Below are 18,809 nucleotides of genomic sequence, written 5' to 3' on the forward strand. Positions count from 1 at the left end.
GTGGGGCTTTGGCCCCCTGAACAGAAGGGTCTAGAGCAGAACAGAAAGGTCTACAGCCGTCGCGTCGCGTCCTGCACTTCGCCGACGAGCTCCTCGATGATGTCCTCCAGGAACACCACGCCGGCCGTCGTGCCCTCGCCGTCGACTGCGCGCGCCAGGTGGCTGCCGGTGCGGCGCATGCTGGCGAGCGCGTCCTCCAGGTCGGAGTCGATGAACACCGTGACCAGGCGGCGGATCCGCTTGGCGGGCACCGGGAGCTCGAAACCGGTCTCCTCGAGGTCGAGCACGTCCTTCAGGTGCAGGTAGCCGGTCGGCTCGCCGTCGCCGTCCGGCACGACGTAGCGCGAGAAACCGTACTTGGCGACCGCCTTCTCCACGTCCGCGGGCGTCGGAGCAGGCGGCAGCGAGACCAGCGTCTCCGGCTTGACCATCGCGTCGCGCACCTTCTTCTCCGTGAACTCGAACGCCGCCGTCAGCGCTCCGATCCGGTCGGTCAGCAGGCCCTCGCGCGTGGACTGGCTCACGATCGTGGCCACCTCGTCGAGGGTGAAAGTGCTGGCCGCCTCGTCCTTCGGCTCCACCCGGAACAGGCGGAGCACCGCGTTCGCGCTCGCGTTCAGCGCCACGATGATCGGGCGGACCGCCCGGCCGATCCCGACCAGCGGAGGCGCGAGCAGCAGGGCGGCGCGGTCGGGCATCGAGAACGAGATGTTCTTCGGAACCATCTCGCCGAAGACCACGTGCAGGAACGACACCACGACCAGCGCGACGATGAACGCGACCGTGCCGATCACGTCCTCCGACCAGCCCGTCGCGTGGAGCGGGACCTCCAGCAGGTGGTGGATGGCCGGCTCCGAGACGTTCAGGATCAGCAGCGAGCACACCGTGATGCCGAGCTGCGTCGTCGCGAGCATGAGCGTCGCATGCTCCATCGCGTACAGCGCGGTCTTGGCGCTGCGCTTGCCGCGCTCGGCGAGCGGCTCGATCTGCGAGCGGCGCGCGGAGATGACCGCGAACTCGGCGCCGACGAAGAACGCGTTCACGAGAAGGAGCACCACCAGCCAGGCGATGCCGGCCCAGTCGCTCATGCCGCACCTCCCGCCGGGAGCTCGGGATCGGGCGTGTAACGGATCCTGTCGACCCTCCGCCCCTCCAGCCGCTCGACGCGGAGCGTGCCGCCCTCGATCGGGACCTCGTCGCCGACCTTCGGGAGGCGGCCGAGCTCGTTCATGACGAAGCCGGCGACCGTCTCGTACGGCCCCTCCTCCGGCACGGTCACGCCGGCCTGCTCCAGGAGCTCGTCCGGGCGCAGGATGCCCGGGAAGGTGATGGAGTCCCGGCCGCGGACCACGCCGGCCCGCGTGCGGTCGTGCTCGTCGGCGACCTCGCCGACGATCTCCTCGACCAGGTCCTCCAGCGTCGCGATGCCGGAGGTGCCGCCGTACTCGTCTACGACGACGGCCATCTGGTAGCCCTGGCCGCGGAGCTCGCCGAGCAGAGTGTCGAGGGTCATCGTCTCCGGCACACGGAGCGCCTCCGTCTGGAGCGCGGAGACGGGCACGCGCTCGCGGCGCTCGCGCGGAACGGCGACGGCCTGCTTGACGTGGACGAAGCCGACGACGTCGTCCACGTCCTCGTCCACGACCGGGAACCGCGAGTAGCCGGTGCTGCGGGCGAGCCCGATGACGGTCTGCGCCGGGTCGGTGCGCTTGACGGCCTCCACCCGGGGCCGCGGCGTCATGACGTCCGAGGCGGTGCGCGACGAGAACGCGAGCGTGCGGCTGAGCAGCGTCGCGGTGTCGGCCTCCAGCACGCCGGCGCTCGCGGACCGGCGCACCAGGGACGACAGCTCGTCGGCGGTGCGGGCCGCCGACAGCTCCTCCTTCGGCTCGATGCCGAGCATCCGCAGGAACCCGTTGGCCGTGCCGTTGAGCAGGAAGACGAACGGACGGAAGACGGTGGTGAACACGGTTTGGAACGGGATGACCAGCTTGGCCGTCGCGATCGGCAGGGCGAGCGCGAAGTTCTTGGGCACCAGCTCGCCGAGGATCATCGACAGCAGGGTCGCCACGGTGATGGCGACCACCGACGCGATCACCACGACCGCGCCCCCGGGAGGCCCAGGACCGTGAGCGGGTCGCGCAGCAGCGAGCTGATCGCGGGCTCCATCGTGTAACCGGTCAGGAGCGTCGTCAGCGTGATGCCGAGCTGTGCGCTCGAGAGGTGTGTGGACGTGATCTTGAGCGCGGCGATGGTCATGGTCAGCCGCGACTCGCCGCGCTCCCGTCGCGCCTCGAGGTCGGCGCGGTCGAGGTTCACCAGGGCGAACTCGCTGGCGACGAAGAGGCCGGTGCCGACGGTCAGCAGGAGGCCGACCCCCAGCATGATCCACTCAGAGAGCACGGCGACCACCCCGCCCGGGCGGACTCATCGGTTGGAATGGGCTGGCAGAAGGAGGGTCGTCCATTTCCCGAGCAGTATAGCGGCGCGGTCCGCGGAAATGCCGGGCATGGCGGGCCATCCGCGCGATTCCCAGCGGGCGCATCGACTCGCCATAGGGCCCCCGAAGCGAGCGGCGGCATCCTCGCGGCAGAAGCCCCACCGAGAGGAACCGTCCATGAGCACCGCAGCACCCGACCCCGGCCGGCCCTGGCAGCCGGCGCCGCAGTACGGACAGCAGCCGCCGTACGCCCAGCCCGCCCCGAACTACGCACCGCCCGCCGTGCCCGTCCCTCCCGCGAAGCCGGCCGGGCCGAGCTACAACAGCGTCCTGCACCGCTGGCCGAGCTGGGCGCAGAACACGGCGCTCGCGGTCGGCGCGGTCGCCATCCTCGTCGTCATCTTCTTCGCCGGCTACTTCACCGCCCACGCCTTCGACGGCAACGGGCGTACCGGCTTCGGCACGAACCAGAACTTCACCCCGCGCCAGTTCGGCGGCAACGGCGGTAACGGCGGCAACGGCGGCTTCGGCGGCAACGGCGGCTTCGGCGGCCAGTCCGGAAACGGCTCGTAAACCCACCCCCGAGTACGCAGATTATCCGCGTACTCGGCGAATGCTCACCAGCTCACGGGGAGGGCCTTGCCCTCCTCGTAGCCGGCGGCGGACTGGATGCCGACAAGGGCGCGGTCGTGGAACTCGGCGAGGGTGCGTGCGCCCGCGTACGTGAACGAGCTGCGCAGGCCGGTCGTGATCATGTCGAGCAGGTCCTCCACCGAGGGCCGCAGCGGGTCCAGGTAGATGCGCGAGCTGGAGATGCCCTCGGCGAACAGCGTCTTGCGGGCCCGGTCGAACGCGTCGAGACGCTCGAACCGGCCGGTGACCGCCTTGGTGGAGGCCATCCCCCAGCTCTCCTTGTACAGCGCGCCGTGCTCGTCGCTCACGATCGCCCCCGGCGCCTCGATCGTGCCGGCGAACCACGAGCCGATCATCACCGACGCCCCGCCCGCGGCGAGCGCCAGCGCGACGTCGCGCGGGTACCGCACGCCGCCGTCCGCCCAAACGTGCGCGCCGAGTCCGCGCGCGGTCGCGCTGGTCTCCAGCACCGCGGAGAACTGCGGGCGGCCGACCGCGGTCATCATGCGGGTGGTGCACATCGCGCCCGGACCGACGCCGACCTTCAGGATGTCGGCGCCGGCCGCGACCAGATCGCGCACGGCCTGCTCCGTCACCACGTTGCCCGCGACGATCGGAAGCCCGAGCCCGAGCTGCTTGACGGTGTGGATGGCCCGGCGCATGCCGTCCTGGTCGCCGTGCGCGGTGTCGATCACGAGCACGTCGACACCGGCAGCCGCGAGCGCCTTGGCCTTCGACGCGACGTCGCCGTTGATGCCGACCGCCGCCGCCACGCGCAGGCGCCCGTGGGCGTCGAGCGCCGGCGTGTAGATGGTGGAGCGCAGTGCGCTCGTGCGGCTGAGCGTGCCGACCACACGGCCGTGCGAGAGCACCGGCGCGAAGGCGAGGCCCGCGGCGTCCATCACCTCGAACGCCGCCCGGCCGTCGGGGAGGTCGTCGGCGTCGAGCGACGTGAGCGCCCCGTGCAGCAGGTCCCCGATCCGCGCGTCCGCCAGCGCCGAGCCGAGCTGGACGGCCGCGAGGCAGCCGAGGTACGTGCCGGCGTCGTCGCTCACGACCACGCCGTGCCCCTCGACGGCCGGCACGCGCCGCAGCACGTCGGCCACGGTCTCCTCCGGACGCGCCTCGTAGGGGGTGTCGAAGGCCACCGGCTGCGCCTTGACCCACCGGATCGCTTCGTCCAAGTCCTGCAGGTGCATGTCCTGCGGAAGCACGCCGAGGCCGCCGCGGCGGGCGAGCGTGGCGGCCAGCCGCTTGCCCGTCACCGAGTTCATATTGGCGGACACGATCGGGATGGTCGCGCCGGTGCCGTCCTGGGGCGCGAGCGACACGTCGAGGCGGCTCGTCACGTTCGATCGCGAGGGAACCAGGAAGACGTCCGAGTAGGTGAGGTCGTGCCGCGGAGTCGTCGCATAGAACTGCATGGGAATAACGGTAGCCTCCCGGGCCGGACGCCCGCACCGGGCCGCGGATGGGATTAGGCTTGATGCTCGGATGGAACGGGTGGCCCGAGGCCGCCCGATCGTAACGAATCAACGGAGAGAGTGGGCGATCGGCTGTGTCGAGCCAATTGACCGGAGTGGGAACCGACGACGGATCGTCGGGTGAGTTCGGAGCCAACGAATGGCTCGTCGAGGAGCTGTACGAACAGTTCCTCCAGGACAGGAACTCGGTCGACAAGTCCTGGTGGCCTGTCCTGGAGAGCTACAAGCCGACCGTGAAGGAGGGCGAGTCCTCCACTCCGAGCGAGACCCCCGCCCCGACGCCCGCAGAGCCGAGCGTCCCCACCCCCAGCGAGCCGACCGTCCCGACCCCGGCCGAGCCGACGGTCCCGACTCCCCCGCGCAGCCGCCGGCGCCGGCGCCCGCACCCGGCGCTCCCGAGCAGCCCGCGCCGCCGGCCGAGTCGGCCTCCGAGCCCCGCCCCGTCACGACCCCCATCCCGATCATCGGCGCCCAGCCGGTGGCGCGCACCACCTCAATCGCACCGAAGCCCCAGCCTGTTCCGGCCGACGCCCCGGTCACCGCGCCCAACGCCACGGTGGAGCCGGCCGAGGAGGACAAGGTCACCCCGCTGCGCGGTATGGCGAAGTCGCTGGCCACGAACATGGACGCGTCGCTCACCGTTCCGACGGCGACCAGCGTGCGGACCATCCCCGCCAAGCTGATGATCGACAACCGCATCGTCATCAACAACCACCTCAAGCGCGCCCGTGGCGGCAAGGTGTCGTTCACCCACCTGATCGGCTGGGCGCTCATCCAGGCGCTCAAGCAGTTCCCGAGCCAGAACGTGTTCTACGAGGAGGTCGACGGCAAACCCTCCGTCGTCGCCCCGGCGCACATCAACCTCGGCATCGCGATCGACCTCCCGAAGCCCGACGGCACCCGCGCACTGCTCGTGCCGAGCATCAAGCGCGCCGACACGATGCGCTTCGGCGAGTACCTCGCCGCCTACGAAGACCTCGTCTCGAAGGCCCGGAACAACAAGCTCACGGCGGGCGACTTCGCCGGCACCACCATCTCGCTGACCAACCCGGGCGGCATCGGCACGGTCCACTCCGTGCCGCGCCTGATGAAGGGCCAGGGCGCCATCATCGGCGCCGGCGCGCTCGAGTACCCGGCCGAGTTCCAGGGCTCCAGCGAGAAGACGCTGGCCGGGCTCGCGATCGGCAAGACGATCACGCTGACCAGCACCTACGACCACCGCGTCATCCAGGGCGCCGGCTCCGGCGAGTTCCTCAAGATCGTGCACGAGCTGCTGATCGGCAAGCGCAGCTTCTACGAGGACATCTTCGCCGAGCTGCGCATCCCCTACATGCCGATCCACTGGAACCCGGACATCTCGGTCGACCTGGCGAGCGCCGTCGACAAGACCGCCCGCGTCCAGGAGCTGATCAACTCCTACCGGGTGCGCGGCCACCTCATGGCCGACATCGACCCGCTGGAGTACGTCCAGCGCAGCCACCCGGACCTCGAGATCGAGAACCACGGCCTCACCTTCTGGGACCTCGACCGCGAATTCGTCACCGGCGCGTTCGGCGGCGACAAGCGCAAGATGAAGCTGCGCGACATCCTCGGCGTGCTGCGCGACTCGTACTGCCGCACCGTCGGCGTCGAGTACATGCACATCCAGGACCCGGCCCAGCGCAAATGGATCCAGGACAAGCTGGAGCGCCCCTACGAGAAGCCGACCCACGACGAGCAGCTCCGCATCATGGGCAAGCTCAACGAGGCGGAGGCGTTCGAGACCTTCCTGCAGACCAAGTACGTCGGCCAGAAGCGCTTCAGCCTGGAGGGCGGCGAGTCCACCATCGCGCTGCTCGACACCATCCTGCAGAGCGCGGCGGAGGCCAGGCTCGACGAGGCCGCGATCGGCATGGCCCACCGCGGCCGCCTGAACGTGCTCACCAACATCGCGGGCAAGACCTACGGTCAGATCTTCCGCGAGTTCGAAGGCACCCAGGACCCGCGCACGGTCCAGGGCTCCGGCGACGTCAAGTACCACCTCGGCACCGAGGGCACTTTCAAGGGCGCCGACGACGCCGAGATCCCGGTCTACCTCGCGGCGAACCCCTCGCACCTGGAGGCCGTCGACGGCGTCCTGGAGGGCATCGTCCGCGCCAAGCAGGACCGCCGCCCGGCCGGCACCTTCCTCACCCTGCCGATCCTCGTCCACGGCGACGCGGCGATGGCCGGCCAGGGCATCGTGGTCGAGCAGATGCAGATGTCGCAGCTCCGGGCCTACCGCACCGGCGGCACCATCCACGTCAACATCAACAACCAGGTCGGCTTCACCACCCCGCCCGGCGAGGGCCGCACGTCGGTCTACTCGACGGACGTGGCGAAGACGATCCAGGCGCCGATCTTCCACGTGAACGGCGACGATCCGGAGGCCGTGGTGCGCGTCGCGCAGCTCGCCTTCGAATACCGCCAGGAGTTCAAGCGCGACGTCGTCGTCGACCTCATCGTGTACCGGCGCCGCGGCCACAACGAGGGCGACGACCCCTCGATGACGCAGCCGCTGATGTACAACCTCATCGAGGCCAAGCGTTCCGTGCGCCGCCTCTACACCGAGGCCCTCGTCGGCCGCGGCGACATCACCCAGGAGGAGTACGAAGCTGCGCACGCGGACTTCCAGGACCGTCTCGAGCGCGCCTTCATGGAGACGCACGCCGCCCAGACCAACTCCGTGCCGATCATCACGCAGGGCGAGGCCACGGCAGACATCGAGCACCCGATCGCCCAGCAGGACGAGAACGACAACGTCGGCGAGCCGGACACCACGGCCGTCAGCGCGCAGGTCATCCAGCTCATCGGCGACGCGTTCAACAACCCGCCCGCGGGCTTCACTGTGCACCCGAAGCTGCAGCAGCTCCTCAACAAGCGCAGCGACATGAGCCGCAACGGCAGCATCGACTGGGGCTTCGGCGAGCTGCTGGCGCTCGGCAGCGTGCTGCTGGAGGGCACCCCGGTGCGCCTCGTCGGCCAGGACTCGCGCCGCGGCACGTTCGTGCAGCGCCACGCCGTGCTGCACGACCGGCTGAACGGCCAGGAGTGGCTGCCGCTGGCGAACCTCAGCGACAACCAGGCGAAGTTCTGGATCTACGACTCGCTGCTGAGCGAGTACGCCGCGATGGGCTTCGAGTACGGCTACTCGGTCGAGCGGGCGGACGCCCTGGTGCTGTGGGAGGCGCAGTTCGGCGACTTCGCCAACGGCGCCCAGATCATCATCGACGAGTTCATCTCCTCGGCCGAGCAGAAGTGGGGCCAGCGCTCGTCGCTGGTGCTGCTGCTCCCGCACGGCTACGAGGGCCAGGGGCCGGACCACTCCAGTGCGCGCATCGAGCGCTATCTGCAGCTCTGCGCCGAGAACAACATGACCGTCGCGCGCCCGTCGACCCCGGCGTCGTACTTCCACCTGCTGCGCCGCCAGGCCTACGCCCGGCCGCGCCGCCCGCTGGTGGTGTTCACGCCGAAGGCGATGCTGCGCCTCCGCGGTGCGTCGAGCAACGTGGCCGACTTCACGAACGGCAAGTTCGAGCCGGTCATCGACGACGCGCGGATCACCGACAAGGCGGCCGTCAAGCGCGTGCTGTTCATGGCCGGCAAGCTCTACCACGATCTCGCGAGCGAACTGGAGAAGAACCCGAACCCGGAGATCGCCCTGGTGCGCCTGGAACAGTACTACCCGCTCCCCGGCGCCGAGCTGAAGGCGGCGGCGGACTCCTACCCCAACGCCGAGCTGGTCTGGGTGCAGGACGAGCCGGAGAACCAGGGCGCCTGGCCGTTCATCATCCTGGAGACCTCCAAGCTGGGCCCGCGCCCGATCGGCGTCATCTCGCGACCGGCGTCGGCGTCGCCCGCCGCCGGCTCGGCGAAGCGCCACGCGCAGGAGCAGTCGCTGCTGATCCAGCGCGCGCTGACGCTCTAGTCCTCGCGTTGACAACGCCAGGAGCCGCGGTCCGATTCGGGTCGCGGCTCCTGGCGTTGTCTGCTCTTCGGGGGGCCGCTAGGTCGGACAAGGTGGTGGGCCGCCGCCCGATGCGGGCGGCGGCCCGGGTCGCCGTCAGCAGCGCTGTGCTCTTAGCAACAATCCGGCAGGCAGGACCCGTCCGGCAGCGGCTGGCATTCGGTCGTGTCGCAGCATCCCATGGTCGTTCTCCCTTCTTCATCGACGTTTGTCGATGAATCCAGCATGGCCACATACATTGACGTTTGTCAATATATGCGCGATGATCGACACATGGCGATCACCGAGCTCCTCCCCTGCGCGACCTCCAGGCCTGCTGCGCGCCCATCACCGCAGAGGTGATCAGCGAGGAGAACGCCGTCTCGGTCGCCCGCGCGATGAAGGCGCTTACCGACCCGGCCCGTCTCCGGCTCCTCTCGATGGTCGCCGCGCACGCGGACGGCGAGGCGTGCGTCTGCGACCTCACCGAGCCGCTCGACCTCTCCCAGCCGACGGTCTCCCACCACCTGAAGATCCTGGTTGACGCAGGTTTCCTCAGCCGCAGCAAGCGCGGCACCTGGGCGTACTACCGCATCGTGCCCGGCTCGCTCGATATCGTGTCGTCGTTCCTGAGGTCGGTCTGACGCGGCGTCAGCCGTCCTCCCCCACCCGCGCGTGGAAGCCGCGGATCGCCTCCGCCGCGGCCTCCGGGTACTCGAACCCGGCGAAGTGGCCGCCCGCCGGCGCCTCCACGAACTCCACCAGGCGCAGCGCCGCCCGCTCGGCCAGCGAGCGCGGGAAGCCCGACATGGCCGGTTCCCGCGCCAGGTAGACACCGACCGGCACCGCGAGCGGCGGACGCGGCGGGTTCTGCTCGTAGTCGTAGTACTGCTGGAACGACGTCCCGATGCTGTCGGTGGTCCAGTACAGCGTCGCGATCGTGTAGAGGATGCCGGAGTCGACCACACGTTGCCAGGCATCGCCCTCCCGGTCGTCGATCCAGTCGTGCCACTTGTCGGCGATCCAGGCGAGTAACCCGGCCGGGGAGTCGTTCAGCGCCGCTGCGATGGTGTCGGGGCGGGTGAGCATGATCTCGCTGTAGCCGCCGTCCAGCCGGTCGTATTCGTCCAGCGCGGCCAGGTAGCGGGCCTCGTCGTCGTCCGCCGCGTCCCCTTCCGGGAACGGCCCGCTCAGGAGCTGGATGCCGGCCACGCTGTCCGGGTGGTCGACCCCGAGCCAGGTGGAGGCCCCGCCGCCGATGTCGCCGCCGAACGTCGCGTAGCGCTCGAATCCGAGCGCCTCCGTCATCAGCCCGTGCAGCGCGTCCGCGATCGCGCGGCGGGTCAGCGGAGGCTCCAGCGCCTCCGAGAACACGAACCCGGGTAGCGACGGGACGATCACGTCGAACGAGTCCGAGAGCAGGCTCGCGAGCGGGAGATACTCCACGAAGGCGCTGGGCCAGCCGTGCAGCAGCAGCAGCGGCGTGTGCGGGCCGGCTCCCGTGCCGCGCACGCGGGCGAAGTGCAGGCGGTGGCCGGCCACCTCGGCGACGTGCTGCTCCACCGCGTTCAGCCGTTCTTCCTCCGCACGCCAGTCGAAGGCGAGCCAACCGTCCACGAGCGCGCGCAGCTCCTCCCCGCCGGGACCGCCCTGCCAGCCGGGACGCGGCGAGCGCAGGTAGCGGGTGCGCGCGAGGCGGTCTCGCAGGTCGGCGAGGATGTCGTCGGACACGTGGATGCGGAAGTCGTCGATGGCCATGCCGCCACCGTAGCCGCAGGGCCCGACAGCCATAGCCGCAGGGCCCGACAGCCGTAACCGCCGGGCCGCGTGCTCCGCTACTCCCGCGCCAGCATCGCCGCGGCCTGCCGCTCCAGGTCGACATACGGCTCGCCGCTGACGTCCACGACCACCCGGTGCAGCGTGCCGCCGGTGAACCGGAACGGCCGCACGCCGGGGTAGTCGTCGGTCACCGGCTCGCCGCTGTCGTACCCGACGCAGAGTCCCTCTCCGGCGAGCGAGAAGTAGCCCGGCTGGGTCTTGATGCGGCCTTCCCCGACCTTGTGCTGGCCGTGGTAGAGGCTGAGGACACCGGTGGCGAGACCGGGCGCCTCCTCGCCGTCCTTCTCGAACGCCGCCGACAGGATGATGTCCTCGCCCGTCGGGAGGTCCTCGGTCGCATCGACCCGCTGCTCCAGGCTGCCGACGAAGTTGTAGACGTAGTGCAGCCGGCCGTCCTTGACGTACAGGGCGTGGCCGCCGAACCGGGCGCCGTGCGCGAAGATCACGCCCTCCGCCCCACGGTCCGGCAGGTCGACGAGCGCCCCGATCGCGTAGGAGCGGTTGCGGATGTTGACTGCCTCGGTCTCGGGCACCTCCGCGCCGCCCACCCGGTAGACGTAGCGGTTGCGCGGGCTCGTGAGCCGGGGCCGCGGAGTCAGGAGGATCTCGAGCGCCGAGCGGTCGTCCAGCGGGAATGCCTGATTGGCGCCGGCCTCCGCGAACCACAGGTTGACCAGCTCGCGCACCTTGTCCGGATGCTCGGCCGCCAGGTCGTGCACCTCCGACCGGTCGACGTCCGTGTGGTACAGCTCCCAGGTGTCATCGTTGAACCGGCTCCAGCCGCTCAGCACGGGGTGGTTCGACACCGCCTTCCAGCCGTTGTGCCAGATGGACCGCGACCCCAGCATGGCGTAGAACTGCGTCGGGCGCGTGGTCGGCTCGTCCGCGTCCGCGACCGCCGAGCGCATGCTCACCCCGTCCATCCGGGACTGCACGTGGCCGCCGATCTGCTCGGGCGCCTCCACCTCCAGCAGGTCCAGGACGGTCGGCACGATGTCGACGGCGTGATGGTACTGGTGCCGCAGCTCGCCGCCGTGCCCGAGCTTCTTCGGCCAGGAGACGATGCACGGGTCGGCCGTCCCGCCGTTGTAGTCGTAGCGCTTCCACATCTTGAACGGGGTGTTGAAGGCCATCGCCCAGCCGTTCGGGTAGTGGTTGTAGGTCTTCGGGCCGCCGAGCTCGTCGAGCATCGCGAGGTTCTCCTCCAGGCTGTCCGGGATGCCGTTGAAGAACTTGTTCTCGTTCACCGAGCCGTCCGGGCCGCCCTCGCCGCTCGCGCCGTTGTCCGACACCAGCATGATCAGTGTGTTGTCGAGGGTGTCCGACTCCTCCAGGTAGTCGAGCAGCCGCCCGATCTGGTCGTCGGTGTGCGCGAGGAAGCCGGCGTAGACCTCCGCCATCCGCGAGTAGAGCCGCTTCTCGTCGTCGCCGAGGGAGTCCCACGGCTTCGTCACGTCCAGCGGCGGGAACGGCTGGCCGTCCGGTCCGCTGCGGGTCTCCGGCGTGCCGATCGGGTTGACGGGCGGCAGCTCCGTCCCCTCGGGCACCAGCCCGAGCGCGATCTGGCGCTGCAGGATCTCCTCCCGGATCGCCTCGTAGCCGCCGTCGAAGCGCCCGGCGAACCTCTCGATCCACTCCTTCGGAGCGTGGTGGGGTGCGTGCGCGGCTCCTGGCGCGTAGTAGAGGAAGAACGGCTTGTCGGGCGCCAGCGCCTTCGCATCGCCGATGAACTCGATGGCCTTGTCGGTGAGGTCGACGGTGAGGTGGTAGCCGTCGTCCGGCGACGCCGGCTGGTCGACAGGGTGGTTGTCGTAGACGAGGTCCGGATACCACTGGTTGGTCTCGGCGCCGAGGAAGCCGTAGAAACGCTCGAACCCGCGGCCGGTCGGCCAGTTGCGACGGGTGGAGGCCAGGTTCATCTCATCGGACGGGCACAGGTGCCACTTGCCCACGATGTAGGTGTTCCAGCCCCGCTCCCCGAGGATCTGCGAGAGCATCCCGTTCTCCTGCGGGATGGTGCCGCTCGCGTTCGGGAAGCCGGTCGCGGCCTCCGTGATGCACGCCATCGAGTTGCGGGTGTGGTTGCGCCCGGTGAGCAGGGCGGAGCGCGTCGGCGAGCACAGCGCCGTCGTGTGCCACTGCGTGAAGCGCACGCCCGAGTCGGCCAGCCGGTCGATGTTCGGGGTGTCGATCGGGCCGCCGTAGCAGCTCATCGCCGAGAACCCGACGTCGTCCAGCACGATGAGGACGACGTTCGGCGCGCCCTCCGGAGCCGTGGGCGGCTCGAACGGCGCCCAGTCGGGCTCCGAGTCGCGGATGTCCAGGTCGATGCGGCCTCGGAACGGTGCGGGCATTTCGTCCCCCTCAGTCTCCGGCCGGCCGACGCCGCATGACGCCGGGGACGCCGGACGGCCGCACCCTAACCCGGCCCGTTCGGCTGCGGCAACCCCGATTGCACCGACCGGTCCGGCCGCAGTAACATCCGCCCGCACGCACTGATCGGAAGCGAGGGGACCCCGGGAGCCGACATGACCGGAACGACCGCTGCGGCCTCGCAGGCCACGATCCGCCGCATCATCGCACCGCTTGCGCTGGCGCAGTTCATCTGCAGCTTCGCCGGCTCGAACATGAACGTGATGATCAACGACATGTCGCGCGACCTCGGCACGACGGTCCAGGGCATCCAGGTCAGCATCACGCTGTTCCTGCTCACGATGGCGGCGCTGATGATCCCGATGGGCAAACTGACCGACAACCTCGGCCGCAAGCGCAGCTTCGTCATCGGCCTGATCGTCTACGGGGTGGGCGCGCTCGTCACGGCGGCCGCGCCGGGGCTGTGGGCGGTCATCCTGGGCAACTCGCTGCTGGAGGGCGTCGGCACGGCGATGCTCATCCCGCCGGTCTACATCCTCACGACGATCTGCCTGCCGGACATCCCGACCCGCGCGGTCGCGTTCGGGATCATCAGCGGGATGGGCGGCGTCGGCGCCGCGGCCGGCCCGCTCATCGGCGGGCTCATCACGACCGCGATCAGCTGGCGCGCCGCGTTCCTGTTCCAGGCCCTCGTGATCGTGGTCATCCTGCTGCTCAGCCGCTCGCTGACCGACCCGCTGCCCGCAGACCCGAAGCGGCCGTTCGACACCGTGGGCGCGATCCTTTCGGCGCTCGGCCTGTTCGTGCTGGTGATGGGGATCCTTGCCGCCGACACGAGCGTGCCGCTGATGATCGCGCTCGTGATCGCCGGGGTCGCGATCCTGATCGGGTTCCTCCTCTGGGTGCGCCGGCGCGAGCGGACCGGGAGGGCGCCGCTGCTGTCCACGAGCCTCTTCCGGGTGCGCGTGTCGAACCTCGCGCTGATCACCCAGAACCTGCAGTGGGTCATCCTGATGGGGACCTCGTTCACCGTGTCCGCGTACCTGCAGGTGGTGCGCGGCTACAACGCGATCCAGACCGGGGTGATCTTCACCGCGGCGACGATCGGACTGCTGCTGACCTCCCTGCTGGCGGGGAGGCTGGCGCGTCGGTTCTCGCAGCGCGGGCTGATCGTCACCGGCTTCGTGCTGTGCGTGCCCGGAGTGGTGCTGCTGATCTGGCTGGTCGCCGGGACCACGGGAGGCTGGCCGTTCGTGCCCGGACTGTTCCTCATCGGCGCCGGCCTCGGCCTCATGCTGACCCCGTCGGTGAATGTGGTGCAGTCGGCGTTCCCGGAGCGGGTGCAGGGCGAGATCTCCGGCCTCTCGCGCAGCGTGTCCAACCTCGGCTCCACCTTCGGCACCGCCATCGCCGGCACGATCCTGGTGGCGAACCTCCAGCGCGGAGGCGAGGCGTACGGCATCGCGATGGCCGTGGTGGCGGTGCTCGGGGCGACGGGGCTGATCGCGGCGCTGCTGCTGCCGCGCACGGCGGCGGCTCCGGCGGGGCGCCGACGGCGGGGAGGACCGGGTGAGCGACGAACGACCGACCGGATGGGTGGGCTCTGGAGCTGGTTCACGTCGTGGCGATCCTCCTCCCGCCGAGCGAGGACCTCACGACCGGGACCGGGACGACCGGTCGCGAGCTGCGCGCCTACGGGCGTAGGTTGACGCCATGACCGTCGTGACCACGCACCGTTTGGGTGAACCCTGCTGGGTGGACTATGCCGCCGCCGATCTTCCCCGCGCCCAGGAGTTCTACACGTCGCTGTTCGGCTGGACGGCCGAGGCCGGCGGCGGCGAGTACGGCGGTTACGTGACCTTCCGCCGCGACGGGCGTCTCGTCGCCGGCATGGGCGAGGCGATGGAGGGCCAGCAGCCGAATGCATGGCTGACCTACCTGCTGGTGGAGGACGCCGAGGCCGGAGAGCGCGCGTCGGCGAACGCCGGTGCGCAGGTGCTCTCCCCCGCCATGACGGTCGGCGACCAGGGTCGCCTCGCGGTCGTGGCCGACCCGGGCGGAGCGGTCGTCGGCCTCTGGGAGCCGGAGCAGCACCGCGGCTTCGAGCTCGTCGCCGAGGTGGGCGGGCTGTCCTGGCACGAGCTGTACGCGCGCAGCTACGGGGATCAGGTCGAGTTCTATAAGCGCGTGTTCGGCTGGAAGACGCAGGTGCTCGGCGACACCGCCGACTTCCGCTACCTGACCTTCGGCGAGCCGGAGTCGCCGAGCGGCGGAGTGTTCGATGCCGACGGGATGCTGCCGCCCGGGGTGCCGTCGCACTGGGTCGTGTATTTCGGCGTCCAGGACGCGGCCACAGCCGTCGCCCGGGTGGTCGAACTCGGGGGCACCGCCATCCGCGACCCGTGGGACAGTGACTTCGGCCGCTTCGCGCAGGTCACCGACCCCCTCGGCGGCCTCTTCTTCCTGCACGAGGTCCCCGGCTCGATCGCCTGACCCGCCGCCGACATTCGTCACGAATCGCGCGTTCAGCCGCGCAGCACATTCGTCACGAATCGCGCGTTTCCGCGCGCGAAACCCGACATTCGTGACGAATCGGGGCGCGCGAGCGTCAGTGCACGGACGCCTGGAACGACCGGATGCGCAGCAGCACCTCGGTGCGCAGCGTCTCGGGCGCCGTCTCCTTGCAGGCGCGCTGCACCACCTCGGTCAGCACGACGTTCAGGTGCGCCTCGCTCGAGCAGCCGTCGCAGTTCGCGAGGTGCTCGCGGACGTCTGCAGCATCCTCGTTGCAGAGCTCGTTGCGCAGGTACTCCTCGAGTTCGGCCTTCGCCTTCTCACAGCCGCAGTCGGTCATTTCGTTCTCCTGGTCGTCTGCACGGCCGGGCTCTGGACCGCTGAGAGCCCGCGTTCGTGCGCGTAGTCGGTCAGAAGCTCCCGAAGCATCCGTCGGCCGCGGTGGAGGCGGCTCATGACGGTGCCGATCGGGGTCTTCATGATGTCGGCGATCTCCTGGTAGGAGAACCCTTCGACATCGGCGAGGTAGACGGCCAGCCGGAAGTCCTCCGGAATGGCCTGAAGCGCGTCCTTGACGGCACTGTCGGGCAGGTGGTCGATCGCCTCCGCCTCGGCCGAGCGGCTGGAGGTTGCGGTGGTCGACTCCGCACCTCCGAGCTGCCAGTCCTCGAGTTCGTCGATCGTCCCCTGGTACGGCTCGCGCTGCTTCTTGCGATAGGTGTTGATGAACGTGTTGGTGAGGATGCGGTACAGCCACGCCTTCAGGTTCGTGCCCTGCTGGAACTGCGCGAAGGCGGCGTACGCCTTCACATACGTCTCCTGCACCAGGTCCTGCGCGTCCGCCGGGTTGCGCGTCATGCGCAGTGCGGCCGCGTAGAGCTGGTCCATGAAGGGAAGCGCCTGCTCTTCGAACAGCGCGCCCTTGTCCTCGGTTTCGGTGCTCATCACGGGCCAGTCTAGTTGCGGCGACGGCTGAGCGACCCGACGCCCCAGGATGCGGTGGCGAGGTCGGACCCTCGACGGCGCGAGCGCACGGGTGCGCGGGGCGTCGAGGACAGCAGCGGCTGCGGGCACGGGCCGGTCCTTCCTTCGGGCTCGATGACGGATACCCTTGACAACAATGCTCATCTCGAAATATTCCGCCCCTGACTTCGACCCGTACGGCGACAACCGCGCCGAGGAGCCGAACACGCTCTGGCCGGCGCCGCTCGCCGGCGGCCCGGTCACGGCCTCCGTCTCGCTGCCCGGCTCCAAGTCGCTGACAGCACGCGAGCTGGTGCTCTCCGCCCTCGCCGACGGTCCCTCGCTGCTGCGCGCGCCATTGCATTCCCGCGACACCGCCAACATGGTGGAGGCGCTGCGCGCGCTCGGCGTCTCGATCGTCGAGCAGCCGGGTGCCAGCGAGTTCGGCGCCGACTTCCTGATCACTCCGGCGGAGGAGCTTCTGGGCAGCACCACGATCGAGTGCGGCCAGGCGGGCACCGTGATGCGCTTCGTGCCGCCGCTCGCCGGCCTCGCGCTCGGCCCGACGATGTTCGACGCCGACGACTCGGCGCGCGGCCGGCCGATGGGCGCGATCATCGCGGCGCTGCGCGCGCTCGGCGTCGACGTGAACGATGACGGCCGCGGCGCCCTGCCGTTCACGGTCCACGGCACCGGCACGGTGCAGGGCGGCGCCATCGGGATCGACGCGTCCAGCTCCAGCCAGTTCGTCAGCGCGCTGCTGCTGTCGGCGAGCCGGTTCGAGGAGGGTCTCGACCTGACGCACTCCGGCGAGCGCCTCCCGAGTCTCCCGCACATCGAGATGACCATCGCCGCCCTCGCCGCCCGCGATGTGACGGTGGAGTCGCCCGAGGTCGGTCACTGGATCGTGCGGCCCGGCGCCATCGGCGCGCGCGACGTCGACATCGAGCCGGACCTGTCCAACGCGGCCCCGTTCCTGGCGGCCGCGGTGGTCACCGGAGGATCGGTCACGATCACCGGCTGGCCCGAGACGACCACGCAGGTGGGCGCCGACCTCGCCGACCTGCTGCCGCTGTTCGGCGCGACCGTGGCGAAGGACGGCGACCGCCTCACGGTGACCGGGCCGGAGCGCATCCAGCCGATCTCGATCGACCTCTCGACCGGCGGCGAGCTGGTCCCCGCGATCGCGGCGATCGCGGCCTTCGCCGACGGCCCGAGCGAGATCACCGGCATCGGCCACATCCGCCACCACGAGACCGACCGGCTCGCCGCCCTCGCGGCCGAGCTCAACGGGCTCGGCGGCGCCGTGACCGAGCTGGAGGACGGCCTCCGCATCGAGCCGCGTCCGCTGACCGGCGGCGTCTGGCGCAGCTACGAGGACCACCGGATGGCGACCGCCGGCGCGATCGTGGGTCTGGTCGTCCCGGGCGTGGAGATCGAGAACATCGCGACGACCGCCAAGACCCTGCCGCAGTTCCCGCAGCTCTGGACCCGGATGCTGGCCGAAGGCGCGGCGGCGTAGATGTCGTGGTGGTCGGATGACGACGACGAGGACGACGAGTACGACCTCTACGACGAGTCGACCATCCGCTCGCGGCCGAACCCCAAGGGCAACCGGCCGCGCACCAAGACCCGGCCGGAGCACGCCGACGCCGAGATCGCGCGAGTCCTCGGGGTCGACCGCGGCCGGTACACCGTCCTGCTTCACGAGGACACAGCGGACGAGCGCCAGATCACGGCAGCACGCGCGAGCGAGCTGAGGCGCAAGCCGATCGTGACCGGCGACCGCGTGGCCGTCGTCGGCGACACCACCGGCGAGGAGGGCACGCTCGCCCGCATCGTGCGCATCGAGCCGCGCACGACCTTGCTGCGCCGCAGCGCGGACGACACCGACGAGGTGGAGCGCGTGGTCGTCGCCAACGCCGACCAGATGCTCATCGTGGTGGCCGCGGCCAACCCGGAGCCGCGTACCCGCCTGGTCGACCGCTACCTGGTCGCGGCGTACGACGCGGGCATCGAGCCGATGCTGTGCGTGACCAAGATCGACCTCGCCGACCCGGCGCCCTTCCTGGAGAACTTCGCCGGGCTCGACCTCCCGGTGTTCACCAGCCGGGAGGACCACATCCCGGTGGACGAGATCACGGCCGCGCTGGTCGGCCACGACACCGTGGTGGTCGGCCACTCCGGCGTCGGCAAGTCCACCCTGGTGAACGCGATCGTCCCCGGCGCCAAGCGCGCGACCGGCCACGTCAACGTCGTGACCGGGCGCGGACGGCACACGTCGTCCTCCACGGTGTCGCTGCGGGTGGAGAACGCGGACGGCCACGGCTGGGTCATCGACACCCCCGGCGTGCGCTCGTTCGGACTGGGCCATGTGGACACGGCGAGCATCCTGAAATCCTTCACCGACCTCGCCGCGATCGCCGAGGACTGCCCTCGCGGCTGCACGCACCTCCCGGACGCGCCGGACTGCGCGATCATCGAGGCCGTCGAGGAGGGCCGCCTCGGCGACACCGGCCGCGCCCGCCTCGACTCGCTCCAGCGCCTCCTCGCCACCTTCGCCCGCTGAGCCGACCGCCTCCGCGTCACACACCCGACC

Annotated in this window: 12 protein-coding genes and 2 pseudogenes; 7 read left to right on the plus strand and 7 right to left on the minus strand. The window is 70.3% G+C overall.

Annotated elements, in window-relative coordinates; translation table 11 throughout:
- Positions 1-50: 50 nt before the first annotated feature.
- Both ACRAWC_RS05740 and ACRAWC_RS05745 read right to left on the minus strand, forming a co-directional pair.
- A complete protein-coding gene (locus tag ACRAWC_RS05740) occupies positions 51-1,088 on the minus strand; it encodes a hemolysin family protein (protein ID WP_431346888.1) in 1,038 nt (345 codons plus the stop codon).
- Positions 1,085-2,385 (minus strand): annotated as a pseudogene (locus ACRAWC_RS05745) (hemolysin family protein). Before ACRAWC_RS05745 ends, ACRAWC_RS05740 begins: the two are co-directional and overlap by 4 nt.
- Before the next feature lie 232 nt (positions 2,386-2,617).
- On the opposite strand from ACRAWC_RS05745, the gene ACRAWC_RS05750 reads away from it, so the two are divergent.
- Entirely contained in the window at positions 2,618-3,013 is a 396-nt protein-coding gene (locus ACRAWC_RS05750; RefSeq protein WP_431346889.1) for a hypothetical protein, read from the plus strand.
- Positions 3,014-3,057: 44 nt separating this feature from the next.
- Here the strand turns inward: ACRAWC_RS05750 and ACRAWC_RS05755 are convergent, their stop codons facing one another.
- Complete coding sequence (locus ACRAWC_RS05755) at positions 3,058-4,497, minus strand: GuaB1 family IMP dehydrogenase-related protein (RefSeq protein WP_431346890.1); 1,440 nt, start codon at positions 4,495-4,497, stop codon at positions 3,058-3,060.
- A gap of 199 nt (positions 4,498-4,696) precedes the next feature.
- Here ACRAWC_RS05755 and ACRAWC_RS05760 point away from each other — a divergent pair.
- Positions 4,697-8,503: pseudogene (locus ACRAWC_RS05760) on the plus strand (multifunctional oxoglutarate decarboxylase/oxoglutarate dehydrogenase thiamine pyrophosphate-binding subunit/dihydrolipoyllysine-residue succinyltransferase subunit); the annotation flags it as partial.
- A 377-nt stretch (positions 8,504-8,880) separates the two neighbouring features.
- Positions 8,881-9,165 carry an ArsR/SmtB family transcription factor gene (locus tag ACRAWC_RS05765; RefSeq protein ID WP_431346891.1) on the plus strand — a complete coding sequence of 95 codons (285 nt, stop codon included), beginning with the start codon at positions 8,881-8,883 and terminating at the stop codon, positions 9,163-9,165.
- A gap of 7 nt (positions 9,166-9,172) precedes the next feature.
- Here ACRAWC_RS05765 and ACRAWC_RS05770 read toward each other — a convergent pair whose 3' ends face one another.
- Entirely contained in the window at positions 9,173-10,279 is a 1,107-nt protein-coding gene (locus ACRAWC_RS05770; RefSeq protein ID WP_431346892.1) for an epoxide hydrolase family protein, read from the minus strand.
- Positions 10,280-10,356: 77 nt separating this feature from the next.
- On the minus strand, positions 10,357-12,714 hold the full coding sequence (locus tag ACRAWC_RS05775; RefSeq protein WP_431346893.1) for a sulfatase-like hydrolase/transferase: 2,358 nt from the start codon (positions 12,712-12,714) through the stop codon (positions 10,357-10,359).
- Between the two features lie 174 nt (positions 12,715-12,888).
- Between ACRAWC_RS05775 and ACRAWC_RS05780 the strand changes: the two genes are divergently transcribed.
- Complete coding sequence (locus ACRAWC_RS05780; RefSeq protein WP_431346894.1) at positions 12,889-14,442, plus strand: MFS transporter; 1,554 nt, start codon at positions 12,889-12,891, stop codon at positions 14,440-14,442.
- Positions 14,443-14,446: 4 nt separating this feature from the next.
- Entirely contained in the window at positions 14,447-15,226 is a 780-nt protein-coding gene (locus tag ACRAWC_RS05785) for a VOC family protein (RefSeq protein WP_431346895.1), read from the plus strand.
- 115 nt (positions 15,227-15,341) lie between these two features.
- Here the strand turns inward: ACRAWC_RS05785 and ACRAWC_RS05790 are convergent, their stop codons facing one another.
- On the minus strand, positions 15,342-15,587 hold the full coding sequence (locus ACRAWC_RS05790; RefSeq protein ID WP_179607524.1) for a zf-HC2 domain-containing protein: 246 nt from the start codon (positions 15,585-15,587) through the stop codon (positions 15,342-15,344).
- On the minus strand, positions 15,584-16,375 hold the full coding sequence (locus ACRAWC_RS05795; RefSeq protein ID WP_431346896.1) for a sigma-70 family RNA polymerase sigma factor: 792 nt from the start codon (positions 16,373-16,375) through the stop codon (positions 15,584-15,586). Before ACRAWC_RS05795 ends, ACRAWC_RS05790 begins: the two co-directional genes overlap by 4 nt.
- Between ACRAWC_RS05795 and aroA the strand changes: the two genes are divergently transcribed.
- Both aroA and rsgA read left to right on the plus strand, forming a co-directional pair.
- Entirely contained in the window at positions 16,368-17,732 is a 1,365-nt protein-coding gene (gene aroA / locus ACRAWC_RS05800; RefSeq protein ID WP_431346897.1) for a 3-phosphoshikimate 1-carboxyvinyltransferase, read from the plus strand. The genes ACRAWC_RS05795 and aroA overlap by 8 nt on opposite strands.
- Positions 17,733-18,779, plus strand: a complete 1,047-nt coding sequence (gene rsgA / locus ACRAWC_RS05805) for a ribosome small subunit-dependent GTPase A (RefSeq protein ID WP_431346898.1) — start codon at positions 17,733-17,735, stop codon at positions 18,777-18,779.
- Positions 18,780-18,809 lie beyond the last annotated feature (30 nt).

The sequence above is a fragment of the Leifsonia sp. L25 genome (genome assembly GCF_050632895.1).

What these genes read in the sequence shown, in the direction of transcription:
- ACRAWC_RS05750 (WP_431346889.1), top strand. Translation starts at nt 2,618, where the DNA reads ATGAGCACCGCAGCACCCGACCCCGGCCGGCCCTGGCAGCCGGCGCCG.
- ACRAWC_RS05795 (WP_431346896.1), bottom strand. Translation starts at nt 16,375, where the DNA reads ATGAGCATTGTTGTCAAGGGTATCCGTCATCGAGCCCGAAGGAAGGAC.
- rsgA (WP_431346898.1), top strand. Translation starts at nt 17,733, where the DNA reads ATGTCGTGGTGGTCGGATGACGACGACGAGGACGACGAGTACGACCTC.
- ACRAWC_RS05790 (WP_179607524.1), bottom strand. Translation starts at nt 15,587, where the DNA reads ATGACCGACTGCGGCTGTGAGAAGGCGAAGGCCGAACTCGAGGAGTAC.
- ACRAWC_RS05775 (WP_431346893.1), bottom strand. Translation starts at nt 12,714, where the DNA reads ATGCCCGCACCGTTCCGAGGCCGCATCGACCTGGACATCCGCGACTCG.
- aroA (WP_431346897.1), top strand. Translation starts at nt 16,368, where the DNA reads ATGCTCATCTCGAAATATTCCGCCCCTGACTTCGACCCGTACGGCGAC.
- ACRAWC_RS05785 (WP_431346895.1), top strand. Translation starts at nt 14,447, where the DNA reads ATGACCGTCGTGACCACGCACCGTTTGGGTGAACCCTGCTGGGTGGAC.
- ACRAWC_RS05780 (WP_431346894.1), top strand. Translation starts at nt 12,889, where the DNA reads ATGACCGGAACGACCGCTGCGGCCTCGCAGGCCACGATCCGCCGCATC.
- ACRAWC_RS05770 (WP_431346892.1), bottom strand. Translation starts at nt 10,279, where the DNA reads ATGGCCATCGACGACTTCCGCATCCACGTGTCCGACGACATCCTCGCC.
- ACRAWC_RS05740 (WP_431346888.1), bottom strand. Translation starts at nt 1,088, where the DNA reads ATGAGCGACTGGGCCGGCATCGCCTGGCTGGTGGTGCTCCTTCTCGTG.
- ACRAWC_RS05755 (WP_431346890.1), bottom strand. Translation starts at nt 4,497, where the DNA reads ATGCAGTTCTATGCGACGACTCCGCGGCACGACCTCACCTACTCGGAC.